The organism is Lactobacillus intestinalis (assembly GCF_024397795.1).
In the GTDB taxonomy this organism is placed as follows: domain Bacteria; phylum Bacillota; class Bacilli; order Lactobacillales; family Lactobacillaceae; genus Lactobacillus; species Lactobacillus intestinalis.
The window spans coordinates 452,512-467,133 of sequence record NZ_CP072983.1; the positions used below are offsets into that span (position 1 = coordinate 452,512).

Genomic DNA, 14,622 nt, shown 5'->3' on the forward strand with positions numbered 1-14,622 from the left:
CTTTTAAAAATGAGAGTTTGATCCTGGCTCAGGACGAACGCTGGCGGCGTGCCTAATACATGCAAGTCGAGCGAGCTGAACCAGCAGATTCACTTCGGTGATGACGCTGGGAACGCGAGCGGCGGATGGGTGAGTAACACGTGGGTAACCTGCCCTAAAGTCTGGGATACCACTTGGAAACAGGTGCTAATACCGGATAACAACAATAGCTGCATGGCTATTGCTTAAAAGGCGGCGTAAGCTGTCGCTAAAGGATGGACCCGCGGTGCATTAGCTAGTTGGTAAGGTAACGGCTTACCAAGGCGACGATGCATAGCCGAGTTGAGAGACTGATCGGCCACATTGGGACTGAGACACGGCCCAAACTCCTACGGGAGGCAGCAGTAGGGAATCTTCCACAATGGGCGAAAGCCTGATGGAGCAACGCCGCGTGAGTGAAGAAGGTTTTCGGATCGTAAAGCTCTGTTGTTGGTGAAGAAGGATAGAGGTAGTAACTGGCCCCTATTTGACGGTAATCAACCAGAAAGTCACGGCTAACTACGTGCCAGCAGCCGCGGTAATACGTAGGTGGCAAGCGTTGTCCGGATTTATTGGGCGTAAAGCGAGCGCAGGCGGAAAGATAAGTCTGATGTGAAAGCCCCCGGCTTAACCGAGGAATTGCATCGGAAACTGTGTTTCTTGAGTGCAGAAGAGGAGAGTGGAACTCCATGTGTAGCGGTGGAATGCGTAGATATATGGAAGAACACCAGTGGCGAAGGCGGCTCTCTGGTCTGTAACTGACGCTGAGGCTCGAAAGCATGGGTAGCGAACAGGATTAGATACCCTGGTAGTCCATGCCGTAAACGATGAGTGCTAAGTGTTGGGAGGTTTCCGCCTCTCAGTGCTGCAGCTAACGCATTAAGCACTCCGCCTGGGGAGTACGACCGCAAGGTTGAAACTCAAAGGAATTGACGGGGGCCCGCACAAGCGGTGGAGCATGTGGTTTAATTCGAAGCAACGCGAAGAACCTTACCAGGTCTTGACATCTAGTGCCATCCTAAGAGATTAGGAGTTCCCTTCGGGGACGCTAAGACAGGTGGTGCATGGCTGTCGTCAGCTCGTGTCGTGAGATGTTGGGTTAAGTCCCGCAACGAGCGCAACCCTTGTTATTAGTTGCCAGCATTAAGTTGGGCACTCTAATGAGACTGCCGGTGACAAACCGGAGGAAGGTGGGGATGACGTCAAGTCATCATGCCCCTTATGACCTGGGCTACACACGTGCTACAATGGGCAGTACAACGAGAAGCGAGCCTGCGAAGGCAAGCGGATCTCTTAAAGCTGTTCTCAGTTCGGACTGCAGTCTGCAACTCGACTGCACGAAGCTGGAATCGCTAGTAATCGCGGATCAGCACGCCGCGGTGAATACGTTCCCGGGCCTTGTACACACCGCCCGTCACACCATGGAAGTCTGCAATGCCCGAAGCCGGTGGCCTAACCACTTATGTGGAAGGAGCCGTCTAAGGCAGGGCAGATGACTGGGGTGAAGTCGTAACAAGGTAGCCGTAGGAGAACCTGCGGCTGGATCACCTCCTTTCTAAGGAAGCCAAAGTGACGGAGAGTAGAAATACTAAAAGAAGTCGCAAACGGCAAACGGAAGCACACTAAAGAAACTTTGTTTAGTTTTGAGGGTAATACCTCAAAAGAGATAGTACGTTGAAAACTGAATACAAACCAAGCAAAAACCGAGACAATCATTGAACAGATTGTAGAGCGACCGAGAAGAGAGAAAAGAACTTGAGTAAGGTCAAGTAGAAAAGGGCGCACGGTGAATGCCTAGGCACTAGAAGCCGATGAAGGACGTGACAAACTACGAAAAGCTTCGGGGAGCTGTAAGTAAGCTATGATCCGGAGATATCCGAATGGGGGAACCCAGTGCAGCGATGCACTATCATGTATTGTTAAGATATATGAAGGAAGACGCAGTGAACTGAAACATCTAAGTAGCTGCAGGAAGAGAAAGAAAGATCGATTTCCTTAGTAGCGGCGAGCGAAGAGGAAAGAGCCCAAACCAGATGATTTATCATCTGGGGTTGTAGGACTGCGACATGTGAGCTTAAGCGATAGCAGAATTATCTGGGAAGGTAAGCCAGAGAGGGTGAGAGCCCCGTAAGCGAAATTGCAAGAGCAGCTAGCAGAATCCTGAGTAGGCCGGGACACGAGGAATCCCGGTTGAATCTGCGAGGACCATCTCGCAAGGCTAAATACTAACTAGTGACCGATAGTGAACCAGTACCGTGAGGGAAAGGTGAAAAGAACCCCGGAAGGGGAGTGAAAGAGAACCTGAAACCGTGTGCCTACAAATAGTCAGAGCACATTCAAGTGTAATGGCGTGCCTTTTGTAGAATGAACCGGCGAGTTACGTTATATAGCGAGGTTAAGTCAGAAAAGACGGAGCCGGAGCGAAAGCGAGTCTGAATAGGGCGAAAAGTTGTATGACGTAGACCCGAAACCAAGTGACCTACCCATGGCCAGGTTGAAGGCGTGGTAAAACGCGCTGGAGGACCGAACCCACGTAAGTTAAAAATTGCGGGGATGAGCTGTGGGTAGCGGTGAAATTCCAAACGAACTTGGAGATAGCTGGTTCTCTCCGAAATAGCTTTAGGGCTAGCCTCGTGGTAGAGGATAATGGAGGTAGAGCTCTGTTTGGACTAGGGGCCCGTCAGGGGTTACTGAATCCAGATAAACTACGAATTCCAGATATCTATACACGGGAGTCAGACTGCGAGTGATAAGATCCGTAGTCGAAAGGGAAACAGCCCAGATCACCAGTTAAGGTCCCCAAATCTATGCTAAGTGGAAAAGGATGTGGAGTTGCGTAGACAACTAGGACGTTGGCTCAGAAGCAGCCATCATTCAAAGAGTGCGTAATAGCTCACTAGTCGAGTGGCGCTGCGCCGAAAATTTACCGGGGCTAAGCATAGTACCGAAACTGTGGATGTGTTTTAAAGAGCACGTGGTAGGAGAGCGTTCTAAGTGCGGCGAAGTCAGATCGAGAGGACTGATGGAGCGCTTAGAAGTGAGAATGCCGGTATGAGTAGCGAAAGATAGGTGAGAATCCTATCCGCCGAAAGACTAAGGTTTCCTGGGGCAGGCTCGTCCGCCCAGGGTAAGTCGGGACCTAAGACGAGGCCGAGAGGCGTAGTCGATGGACAACAGGTAGATATTCCTGTACTGCGTTTAATCGTTATGAGCGAAGGAGGGACGCAGGAGGCTAAGCACGCATGGCGCCGGAAGCCATGTTTAAGCGTCAAGCCAGAGAGTGAGTCAAATGCTTGCTCTTGATGAAGGCAAGGCGCGACGAGGAGCGAACTAAAGTAGCGAAGGTGCTGATGTCACACTGCCAAGAAAAGCTTCTAGCCAGAGAGAACGTACCCGTACCGCAAACCGACACAGGTAGTCGAGTGGAGAACACTAAGGTGAGCGAGAGAACTCTCGTTAAGGAACTCGGCAAAATGACCCCGTAACTTCGGGAGAAGGGGTGCTGATCGCAAGATCAGCCGCAGTGAATAGGCCCAAACAACTGTTTATCAAAAACACAGGTCTCTGCAAAGTCGTAAGACGACGTATAGGGGCTGACACCTGCCCGGTGCTGGAAGGTTAAGAGGAGAGCTTAGCGTAAGCGAAGGTTCGAATTGAAGCCCCAGTAAACGGCGGCCGTAACTATAACGGTCCTAAGGTAGCGAAATTCCTTGTCGGGTAAGTTCCGACCTGCACGAAAGGTGTAATGATTTGGGCACTGTCTCAACGAGAGACTCGGTGAAATTATAATACCCGTGAAGATGCGGGTTACCCGCGACAGGACGGAAAGACCCCATGGAGCTTCACTGTAGCTTGATATTGAGTATCTTTTAAACATGTACAGGATAGGTAGGAGCCAGAGAAAGTAGGACGCTAGTCTTACCGGAGGCAATGTTGGGATACTACCCTTGTTTGAAGGATGCTCTAACCTCGGCCTGTAAGCCAGGCCAGGGACAGTGTCAGGTGGGCAGTTTGACTGGGGCGGTCGCCTCCTAAAGTGTAACGGAGGCGCCCAAAGGTTCCCTCAGAATGGTTGGAAATCATTCGCAGAGTGTAAAGGTATAAGGGAGCTTGACTGCGAGAGATACATCTCGAGCAGGGACGAAAGTCGGGCTTAGTGATCTGGTGGTACCGTATGGAAGGGCCATCACTCAACGGATAAAAGCTACCCTGGGGATAACAGGCTTATCTCCCCCAAGAGTTCACATCGACGGGGAGGTTTGGCACCTCGATGTCGGCTCGTCGCATCCTGGGGCTGAAGTCGGTCCCAAGGGTTGGGCTGTTCGCCCATTAAAGCGGCACGCGAGCTGGGTTCAGAACGTCGTGAGACAGTTCGGTCCCTATCCGTCGTGGGCGCAGGAAATTTGAGAGGAGCTGTCCTTAGTACGAGAGGACCGGGATGGACGCACCGCTGGTGTACCAGTTGTCTTGCCAAAGGCATCGCTGGGTAGCTATGTGCGGAAGGGATAAGCGCTGAAAGCATCTAAGTGCGAAGCCCCCCTCAAGATGAGATTTCCCATGCGTAAGCAGTAAGACACCTCAGAGACTATGAGGTAGATAGGCTGGAAGTGGAAGAGTAGTGATACTTGGAGCGGACCAGTACTAATCAGTCGAGGACTTGACCAAAGCGAAGCAATCGAAACGGTTTTTGCGAGGAATGTATTTAGTTTTGAGCGTAGTAGCTCAAAAAAGAGTGCGGTGGCGATAGCAAGAAGGATACACCTGTTCCCATGCCGAACACAGAAGTTAAGCTTCTTAACGCCGAGAGTAGTTGGTGGGCAACTGCCTGCGAGGGTAGGCAACTGCCGTGCTCTTTTTTTAATATTCCGGCTTAGCTCAGTTGGTAGAGCGCTTGACTGTTAATCAAGATGTCGTCAGTTCGAGTCTGACAGCCGGAGCTAATGGAGTCTTGTCCGAGTGGCTTAAGGAGCATGATTGGAAATCATGTATACGGGCTTATACCTGTATCGAGGGTTCAAATCCCTCAGACTCCGTTGGATTGGTTAAAAGTCAGTTCAATGAATTGGAGGATTAGCTCAGCTGGGAGAGCATCTGCCTTACAAGCAGGAGGTCACAGGTTCGAGCCCTGTATCCTCCATTTTTTAATATTTCGATTCTAAAATATCTGAAGTGAAATTAATTCGTTTCAGATATTTTTTATTGTAAGCTTGAAATTTTCTATATTTTTTGAGATTATAATATTGTAGAGAAGCAAAATAGACAGAGTTAAAACACAGCAGAGGTTGCGGAAGAGAATTTCTGCTAAGAAAGATATAGATTTTAGATTAAGATGCAAGACCATTGTCAATAAACGACTATGGTCTTTTTTCATGGGAAAATTAGATAGTCTGCAACAATAATAAATATTTTTACTATTATTTTTATAATTTGAAGACTAATTAGTTGTCTCTTAAGTAAAAAAATGTTTATTTTTTTGGAATTTTAATTGTTGATACATCAGTAATGAAAGCGCATAATAAAAAATAATTAAAATTTTTTCGAAAAAATGCTTGCATTTTATAGATTATCCAGTATACTAATAAATGTGCTTGAGATAACGACCCGTTGGTCAAGTGGTTAAGACACGGCCCTTTCACGGCCGTAACATGGGTTCAAATCCCGTACGGGTCACTCATGGAGGATTAGCTCAGCTGGGAGAGCATCTGCCTTACAAGCAGGAGGTCACAGGTTCGAGCCCTGTATCCTCCATCGTTCAAAAGACTACCAGAGTTGGTAGTCTTTTTTTATGCTTAATTGCAGGACGAGGGAAATTATTATATCGGTTCAAGTCCTGAGAGGATTCGTAGAATTTACGAAGATGCCTTGTAACCGAATAGCAAGTGTCTATATAGGGGGACTATTATGGAAAAGCGTTTATTTACCTCAGAATCTGTTTCTGAAGGTCATCCAGATAAAGTTGCGGATCAAATTTCAGATGCAATTTTAGATGCTCTTTTGGAAAAGGATCCAAATGCTCACGTTGCCTGTGAAACTATTGTGACGACAGGGATGGTTTATGTATTTGGTGAAATTTCTACTAATGCATATGTTGATATTCAAAAAGTAGTTAGAAAAACTGTCCTTAAGATTGGTTATGATCGTCCCGAATTAGGTTTTGATGGTAATAACTGTGCAGTTTTAGTTGATATTGATGAACAATCTCCAGATATTGCAGGTGGGGTTGATCACTCACTTGAAACTCGAGAAAACAAGTCAGATGATGATAAATTAGATAAAATTGGGGCTGGAGACCAGGGATTAATGTTTGGTTTTGCCATCAAGGAAACTCCTGAACTTATGCCTCTTCCAATTTCATTAGCTCATCGTTTAATGAGACGTGTTGCTGCGCTTAGAAAAGACAAGACTTTAGAATGGCTTCGTCCTGATGCAAAAGCTCAAGTTACCGTCGAATATGATGCAGACAATAAGCCTAAGCGTGTTGATACAGTAGTTATTTCTACTCAAACTGATGCCGAAGTTTCAAATGAAGAAATTCGTAAAGCAATGATTGATTTGGTGATTCGTGAAGTTATTCCTGAAAAATACTTAGATGATGAAACTAAGTTTTTGATCAATCCATCAGGTCGCTTTGTTATTGGGGGACCTAAGGGAGATTCCGGCTTAACTGGACGTAAAATTATCGTCGATACTTATGGTGGTTATGCACGTCATGGTGGTGGTGCCTTTTCTGGAAAAGATGCGACTAAGGTTGACCGTAGTGCCTCTTATGCAGCTCGTTATGTTGCTAAAAATATTGTAGCTGCTGGACTTGCTTATCGCTTTGAAGTGCAATTGGCCTATGCAATTGGAGTAGCTCACCCAGTTTCTGTAATGATTGATACTGCTGGTACTGGTAAGGTCAGCGACGAATTATTAACTGCAGCAGTTCGCAATGTATTTGACCTTCGTCCGGCTGGAATTATTGAAATGCTTGACTTGCGTCGTCCTATTTATGAACAAACAGCTGCTTACGGTCATTTTGGTAGAACTGATGTAGAGTTACCTTGGGAAAAGACTGATAAGGTTCAAGCTTTGCTTGATTATATTAAAGAGAATAAATAAGGAGAAGTAAGAATGAAAAAAACAAACGTGCCGTTAATCACGCTTGCGATTTTTATGACAACTTTTATGACTGCGATTGAAGGGACAATTGTTTCTACAGCTATGCCCACCATTGTTTCAGACTTAGATGGACTTGAAATTATGAACTGGGTAGTGTCAATCTTCCTTTTGATGACGGCAGTTTCAACTCCTTTATACGGAAAACTGGCAGACAGCATTGGGCGGAAGCCAGTTTTTTTGTTTGGGATAGGCTTATTTGTCATTGGATCATCACTTTGCGGACTATCACAAAATATGATTGAGTTAATATTTTTCCGCGTAATTCAGGGGCTCGGTTCTGGTGCGGTTCAGCCAGTGGCAGTAACCATCATTGCGGATTTATATAAACTTGAAAAACGGGCTAAGATGTTAGGCTTAAACTCTAGCTTTTGGGGAGTAGCTTCAGTTATTGCACCGCTACTTGGTGGATTTATTGTTCAACATCTATCTTGGCATTGGGTATTCTATATTAATGTGCCAATTGGGATTATTGCCTTTTTGCTCGTGGTCTTTTATTTAAAAGAGCCAAAGTATAGCGAAAAATCAAAGTTAGATTTAAAAGGCACAATCTGGTTAATAATTTTGTTATTATCATTGATGTTTTTCTTGCAAGAATTAGATGCAAACGTGGGATTAGCAATAATGGCTGTTTTAGGGCTTTTAATTGTGATTAGTATCATTGCTTTCTTTAAAGCTGAAAAACAAGCAGAAGATCCAATTATGCCGCTCTCGATGCTAAAAGATAAAGAGTTCTTAGCAATTAACCTAATTACGCTTCTTATTTCTGGAGTAGTAATCGGCTTTGAATTTTATATTCCGACTTGGATGCAAGGAATTAATGCGACCAGTGCTTCTCTTGCGGGTTTTGCGGTAACGCCAAGTTCATTGATGTGGATTGTTGGTTCCTTTATCATTGGAGGAATGCTAGGAAAGTTTGGGATTAAAAGAACTTATGACTATATGTTATTAGTTCTGTTGATAGCTGATATTGCTTTAATTTTGGTCCCAATTTATACTCCGTTTTGGGTATTTTGCGTGATTGCGGCCTTTAATGGAACTGCCTTTGGAACAATTATGACTGCGTCGCAGCTTCGCTCTCAAACTATTGTAAATAAAGAAGATATTGGAGTAGCCACATCTTTTAACACTTTAATGAAGTATTTGGGTCAAACAATGATGGTATCATTTTACGGAATTACTTTTAACACTTTAATAGCGCAAGGGCTCGTTCACTATCCTCATTTAACTCAAGAGATGATGAATAAAATAGTCTCTGCACAAAAAGCAAAAGAATTGAGTTCTAGTGTGATTCCGCAACTTCGACAAGTTTTATTTAACGGATTAAAGGGAGTCTATGTGGTTTCTTTGATCGTGATTGGCTTATCGATTTTACTAAATCGGATTTATCAAGATCGAGAGTTTTTAAAAAATAAAAAAGTATAAAAATAAGCGTCTTTGAAAAGTAATGCTCTTCAAAGGCGCTTATTTTTATTGTTGCCGCTCTTCCATTTTCGGTTCAACATAAAAGTGGTAGAGGAAGGAATAGCCGATTAAAACAAAGGTAATTCCTTCCAGCCACCCACCAAATACATCGGAAGGATAATGAACATGAACAAAAATTCTGGTGTATCCAATTACTAGTGGGAAAAGTGTCCAGAGAATAATTAAAACTGTTTTCCAAAATTTACTTTTGACAAGTAATAAAGTTAAAATTATTAAAACTCCAAACAACGCTGCGCTTCCAACTGAGTGACCCGAAGGAAAGCTGTACCCGTCCGCATAAACTAAATGGTGGACATATGGACGATGTCGTTGAACGGCATGTTTGATAATCCAATTGTAACCATTAGCGGCAATCATGACCCCTGCTGTAAAAAATGCATATGCAAATTGCTTAAATGCTAAGAGTAGGATGAAAACAATAATTGTTTCAATTGTAATTGTGCTCGTATTGCCTAGATTAGTAAAAGTCGTCGCAAAGGCCACATTGGCGGGGTTGTTATTGCAAACAACGCTGATGACGGCTTGGTCAAAGTGATGAATGAATGCGGCATTAGACGATACTAAAAATGCCCAAACTGCATAAATCACCAGAAAAATAGCCCCAGGGATTAAAGTATCCTTTGGGGGATGATTTGTATTTATCAAAAATAAAGTCTCCCTTGTAATTTTTAGTATTTGTGGTAAATTATAATCATTATCCATAAGAAAATAAAGGCTAGGAAGTAGTAACGAGGCGCTTTTTTTAGAGAGAGATTGGTTGCTGAGAAATCTTAAAAGTAAATCGTGAACTTGTCCTATTTTAAAAGGCTGTCGTGTTGCTATCCGCGTTAAGGGGCAATAAGTGTTACATTAAGCAATGTAGAACTTAGGTGGTACCGCGATAATTCGTCCTATGATTTTTTGGAAATCATAGGACTTTTTTATTTTAGGGGGAATTAATTAATGTATAATCACAAAGTTGTAGAAAAGAAATGGCAAGATTATTGGGCAAAGCATGATACTTTTAAAACTGGTACTGATCCAAATAAGAAGAATTACTATGCCTTAGATATGTTCCCATTTCCATCTGGTAAAGGTCTTCATGTAGGCCACCCAGAAGGATATACTGCAACCGATATTGTTTCAAGAATGAAGAGAGCACAAGGCTATAACGTACTTCACCCAATGGGTTGGGATGCGTTTGGTCTTCCAACTGAACAATATGCTTTAAAAACTGGTGAAGATCCAGCTAAAGTTACTGAAGAAAATATTGCTAACTTTAAGCGTCAATTGAATACCCTTGGCTTTTCATATGATTGGGATCGTGAAATTAGAACCAGTGATCCAAACTACTACAAGTGGACTCAATGGGTTTTTGAGCAAATGTATAAAAAGGGACTTGCTTATGAAGCCGAAGTTCCAGTTAACTGGTCACCAGATTTGGGTACGGTAGTTGCTAACGAAGATATCGTTAATGGTAAAACTGAACGTGGTGGCTACCCAGTTTACCGTAGAAATATGAAGCAATGGATGCTTAAGATGACCGCTTATGCCGATCGTTTGCTGGAAGATTTAGATGACTTAGATTGGCCAGAGCCAGTTAAGGAAATGCAAAGAAACTGGATTGGTAGATCTGTTGGAGCTCAAGTTACTTTCAAGATTAAAAATAGCGATAAGAGCTTTGACATCTTTACTACTCGCCCAGATACTTTATTTGGTTGTTCTTACACTGTCTTAGCTCCTGAAAACAAGCTTGTGCAAGAGATTACCACTCCAGAGCAAAAAGAAGCTGTGAATGCTTATATTAAAGAAATTGAATCAAAATCTGACCTTGAAAGAACTGATTTAAACAAGAATAAGACTGGTGTCTTCACTGGTGCTTATGCAATTAACCCAGTTAACGGTAAAGAAGTTCCAATTTGGATTTCTGACTATGTTTTGGCAAGTTATGGTACCGGTGCAGTTATGGCTGTTCCTGCTCATGACGAACGTGATTATGAATTTGCAAGTAAGTTTGGTTTACCAATTAATCCAGTTATTGAAGGTGGCAATATTGAAAAAGAGGCCTTCGCTGATGATGGTCCTCATATCAATTCCGAATTTTTAAATGGTCTTCACAATGAAGAAGCTAAAAAGCGCATGATTGATTGGCTTGAAGAACACCACGTTGGTGGTCCAAAGGTTAATTACAAGCTTCGTGACTGGGACTTCAGTCGTCAACGCTACTGGGGTGAACCAATTCCTGTAATTCACTGGGAAGATGGCGAAACTACTTTAGTTCCGGAAGATGAATTACCACTTCGTTTACCACATGCAACTAATATCAAGCCTTCTGGTACTCCAGAAAGTCCACTTGCTAACTTGACTGACTGGGTAAATGTGGTTGATGAAAATGGCCGCAAGGGTAAGCGTGAAACTAATACTATGCCTAACTGGGCTGGTTCTTCATGGTACTACTTACGTTACGTTGATCCACATAATGATAAGGAACTTGCCGACTATGATTTATTAAAGCAATGGCTTCCAGTTGATCTTTATATTGGTGGGGCAGAACACGCCGTTCGTCACCTTCTTTATGCAAGATTCTGGCACAAGGTTCTTTATGATCTTGGTGTTGTACCAACCAAGGAACCATTCCAACGTCTTTATAACCAAGGTTTGATTTTAAAGAATCATGAAAAGATGTCTAAGTCTCGTGGTAATGTTGTTAACCCTGATGATGTAATTGAAGAATACGGTGCAGACTCACTTAGAACGTATGAAATGTTTATGGGTCCACTTGATGCTTCAATCGATTGGGATGATAATGGTCCTGCATCAACTAAGAAGTTCTTAGACCGTGTATGGAGAATGATGGTTAATGATCTTGACTTGAAGGCAATTCCTCAAGAAAAGATTGTTGACGAAAACGATGGTGAACTTGATAAGGTTTATAACGAAACTGTTAAGATTGTTACTGAAGACTTCGATGCACTTCACTTCAACACTGCTATCAGTCAAATGATGGTCTTTGTCAACGCGGCTCAAAAAGCTAAAACAATTCCACGCGAATACGCAGAAGGCTTTGTAAAGCTTTTAGCTCCAGTTGCACCACACATGATGGAAGAAATCTGGTCAGTATTTGGTCATGATGAATCTATCTCTTACGCAAAATGGCCAACTTATGATCCAGCTAAGCTTGTTGAATCAACTGTTGAAATTATGGTTCAAGTAAATGGTAAGCTTAGAGGTAAGTTTGAAGCTGCTAAGGATGCTCCAAAAGATGAACTTGAAAAGACAGCTTTAGCTGTGCCACACGTTCAAAAGTTCTTAGAAGGTAAAGACGTTAAGAAAGTTATTGTAATTCCTAACAAGATTGTTAACATCGTTGCTAAATAAGTTTAATTTTTCCTAAAGAGGGCAAAAATATTATTGTTTATTGTCCTGAATAATTTCAAAATAAATTAGTTAGTACTTTGAATTAGGAAAATTAAATGGAAAAAGAAAACGAATTAAATGCAAAGAACTCGCAGGATACTTTTCTAAAAGGTTCTGCGTGGATGACAATTGGGTCAATCACTTCTCGTATTCTGGGTGCTTTGTATATCATTCCGTGGTACGCCTGGATGGGGAATTATGGCAACATTGCCAATGCATTGACTGCAAAAAGCTATAATATTTATAGTATTTTTATTCTGATTTCAACTGCAGGAATTCCAGGAGCAATTGCCAAGCAGGTAGCTAAGTATAATGCTTTAAATGAATATGGCATTGGTCGACAGCTGTTTCGCAAGGGTTTAATTTTGATGACGATCTTGGGGGTCTTGTCGGCAGCAGTGATGTATTTTGCCGCACCGATCCTCGCCACCAATGACTTTGTCGGGGCAATTTTGCATGGAGCGAAGAGTGATCCGCGTCAAGTTGCGGTAATGCGAAGTCTATCGTATGCGATTTTGCTGATTCCGATTTTGAGTATCATGCGTGGTTACTTCCAAGGTTATGCAGATATGATGCCGTCGGCGCTTTCTCAATTCATTGAACAATTAGCACGTGTACTTTGGATGCTTTTAACTGCTTTTGTAATTATGCAACTGCAACACGGCTCGTATGTACATGCTGTAGTTCAATCAAACTTAGCTGCCGCAATTGGTGCTTTGTTTGGGATTGCGATCCTAGCCTGGTTCTTATTCTCAAGAAGACAATATTTAAATAATTTAGTCGAACACTCTGATCATAAGATTGAAGTTTCAACTAGTTCCTTGTTTGCAGAAATTATCGAACAAGCCATCCCTTTCATCATTATTGATGCTGGTATTCAACTTTTCTACTTAGTAGATCAGTATACTTTCCACCCAATGATTGCAGGATTGGTAAGTGCCAGCTCAGATATGATCGAAAGTTGGTATGCCTTGTTTGCATTGAATGCTAACAAGTTGATCATGATTATTGTTTCATTGGCTAGTGCGATGGCCGTAACTGCAATTCCACTTTTGTCAGCTGCTCATACTCAACGAGATTACCGCAGTATTGCTAAACAAATTAGTAATATTTTGGATTTGTTCTTATTTGTAATGATTCCTGCATCTTTTGGAATGGCTGCAATCGCAACTCCAATCTATACTATTTTTTACAGTTATGATCCATTAGGTAGTAGTGTGCTATATCTTTCATCATTTACTGCAATTAGCTTAGGACTGTTCACAGTTTTAATGGCAATTTTACAGGGTTTATCTGAAAATGGCTTGGCCATTAAATATTTGATGTTGGGATTAATCATTAAGGCCATCTTGCAATACCCGATGATTTTGATGTTTAAAGTATATGGACCATTGGTTTCAACTAATTTAGGGATGATTGCAATTATCTTACTTGCCTTAAAACATCTAGAAATTAGCTATGATTTTAACTTAAATCGAACAGGACGCCGTTTTGTTGGAATTACTACTTTTTCAATTGGGATGTTCTTAGTTGTTTCTGGGGTTGAAAGCATTCTAGAGCTATTCCTGAGTCCGGCACGCCGTTTCCCTGCTTTTGCAATTGTGCTGATCGCGGTATTTGCTGGAGTTATCTTCTATGGTTATGTAAGTGTAAAGACCCATTTAGCCCAGAAGATTTTAGGAAGCAAAGTAACTCGAATTTTAGATAAATTACACATTAATGTGTAATTTAGAGATATAAAAAAACTGTCACAGATAGTGGCAGTTTTTTTAGTAACTAAAATTAAATTTTAATGGCTGTTTTGCAAATCCTGTTGATGAATAGTTTTGAATGAGAATCAAGCAACTTGAAAATAGTTGTTTGGTTCTTTTTCTTTGATGATATTTTCTTCAAGTCTGATTCTAATTAATAAATGTTTAAAGTTACTGTATCCGTAAGTAGTTCGTTCGATTTGCTTAATCTTACGATTAACTCCTCCAAGACAGCCGTTAGAATAGCTGGAGGAGATACCATTCAGAACGTCAGTATAATTACGTTTAAAAGTTAATAATTTGCTTTTCGTCTTTGTTTTGGATAGCAGTCATAAAGTCCTGCATAACCCAATATGTGTTTTCAAGCTCTTGATTGCATTCTAAGCATCTAAAATAACATGCTCTTGAGTCAGATAGTCTTTGAAATGTCAGTCATAGAACGATTTTCTGTTAATACTTTACGTTTAGATGCGTTAGAGATATGGCAATATTTATTAACAAGGCTAGATTGAACCATAGATCTTTTCAGGCACTCATTGCAAAGAACGCGTTGCTTTCTAAGTCTGATAGTAATCGGCTTGCTAGCATCAGCAATAATAAAGCGCACGTTAGAAGTATAGTGACCATTATGCTTAAGATTATTAGAATGGCAGTAAGGACAAGCAGATTGAACCAATTCAGTTAAGTAGACCTTATGGAACTTGCCGTTGATAAATTTTTTAAAATAATCAGTAAAAATAATGTTTTGATCTTCAATATTGAGATGAAATTTAATACAACCATTGTTAGAGGGCATAAGCAATCACCTTTATTC

Annotated in this window: 5 protein-coding genes, 5 tRNA genes, 3 rRNA genes, 1 pseudogene and 1 riboswitch; of the genes and pseudogenes, 12 read left to right on the plus strand and 2 right to left on the minus strand. The window is 41.9% G+C overall.

The window, feature by feature from the left end:
• Positions 1 to 5 precede the first annotated feature (5 nt).
• From KBW87_RS02340 to KBW87_RS02385, 10 genes are all read left to right on the plus strand, one after another.
• Positions 6 to 1,573 (plus strand): 16S ribosomal RNA (locus tag KBW87_RS02340).
• A gap of 208 nt (positions 1,574 to 1,781) precedes the next feature.
• Positions 1,782 to 4,683: ribosomal RNA gene (locus tag KBW87_RS02345) — 23S ribosomal RNA — on the plus strand.
• Between the two features lie 68 nt (positions 4,684 to 4,751).
• Positions 4,752 to 4,868: ribosomal RNA gene (gene rrf, locus KBW87_RS02350) — 5S ribosomal RNA — on the plus strand.
• The 16S, 23S and 5S rRNA genes sit together here with 5 tRNA genes alongside, the layout of an rRNA operon.
• Before the next feature lie 14 nt (positions 4,869 to 4,882).
• A tRNA-Asn gene (locus tag KBW87_RS02355) sits at positions 4,883 to 4,955 on the plus strand.
• A 5-nt stretch (positions 4,956 to 4,960) separates the two neighbouring features.
• Positions 4,961 to 5,051: transfer RNA gene (locus KBW87_RS02360), tRNA-Ser, on the plus strand.
• 31 nt (positions 5,052 to 5,082) lie between these two features.
• Positions 5,083 to 5,155 (plus strand) — tRNA-Val (locus KBW87_RS02365).
• Positions 5,156 to 5,616: 461 nt separating this feature from the next.
• A tRNA-Glu gene (locus tag KBW87_RS02370) sits at positions 5,617 to 5,688 on the plus strand.
• Between the two features lie 5 nt (positions 5,689 to 5,693).
• Positions 5,694 to 5,766, plus strand: a tRNA-Val gene (locus tag KBW87_RS02375).
• Positions 5,767 to 5,834: 68 nt separating this feature from the next.
• Positions 5,835 to 5,922, plus strand: a riboswitch (SMK box riboswitch).
• Positions 5,920 to 7,119: a methionine adenosyltransferase gene (gene metK, locus KBW87_RS02380; protein WP_057810087.1), complete on the plus strand. Its 1,200-nt coding sequence runs from the start codon at positions 5,920 to 5,922 to the stop codon at positions 7,117 to 7,119. (Overlaps the previous riboswitch by 3 nt.)
• Before the next feature lie 12 nt (positions 7,120 to 7,131).
• Entirely contained in the window at positions 7,132 to 8,601 is a 1,470-nt protein-coding gene (locus tag KBW87_RS02385) for an MDR family MFS transporter (protein ID WP_057810089.1), read from the plus strand.
• A 45-nt stretch (positions 8,602 to 8,646) separates the two neighbouring features.
• On the opposite strand, the gene KBW87_RS02390 is transcribed toward KBW87_RS02385, so the two are convergent.
• Complete coding sequence (locus KBW87_RS02390; protein ID WP_057810097.1) at positions 8,647 to 9,306, minus strand: phosphatase PAP2 family protein; 660 nt, start codon at positions 9,304 to 9,306, stop codon at positions 8,647 to 8,649.
• A 297-nt stretch (positions 9,307 to 9,603) separates the two neighbouring features.
• Between KBW87_RS02390 and leuS the strand changes: the two genes are divergently transcribed.
• Positions 9,604 to 12,018 carry a leucine--tRNA ligase gene (gene leuS, locus KBW87_RS02395; protein WP_057810091.1) on the plus strand — a complete coding sequence of 805 codons (2,415 nt, stop codon included), beginning with the start codon at positions 9,604 to 9,606 and terminating at the stop codon, positions 12,016 to 12,018.
• Between the two features lie 95 nt (positions 12,019 to 12,113).
• A complete protein-coding gene (locus KBW87_RS02400) occupies positions 12,114 to 13,784 on the plus strand; it encodes a putative polysaccharide biosynthesis protein (RefSeq protein ID WP_057810092.1) in 1,671 nt (556 codons plus the stop codon).
• Positions 13,785 to 13,894: 110 nt separating this feature from the next.
• Here KBW87_RS02400 and KBW87_RS02405 read toward each other — a convergent pair.
• Positions 13,895 to 14,604: pseudogene (locus KBW87_RS02405) on the minus strand (transposase family protein).
• Positions 14,605 to 14,622 lie beyond the last annotated feature (18 nt).

Bases quoted from the DNA above. Each gene is read 5' to 3' on its own strand.
- metK (WP_057810087.1), top strand. From the start codon at position 5,920: ATGGAAAAGCGTTTATTTACCTCAGAATCTGTTTCTGAAGGTCATCCA.
- KBW87_RS02385 (WP_057810089.1), top strand. From the start codon at position 7,132: ATGAAAAAAACAAACGTGCCGTTAATCACGCTTGCGATTTTTATGACA.
- leuS (WP_057810091.1), top strand. From the start codon at position 9,604: ATGTATAATCACAAAGTTGTAGAAAAGAAATGGCAAGATTATTGGGCA.
- KBW87_RS02400 (WP_057810092.1), top strand. From the start codon at position 12,114: ATGGAAAAAGAAAACGAATTAAATGCAAAGAACTCGCAGGATACTTTT.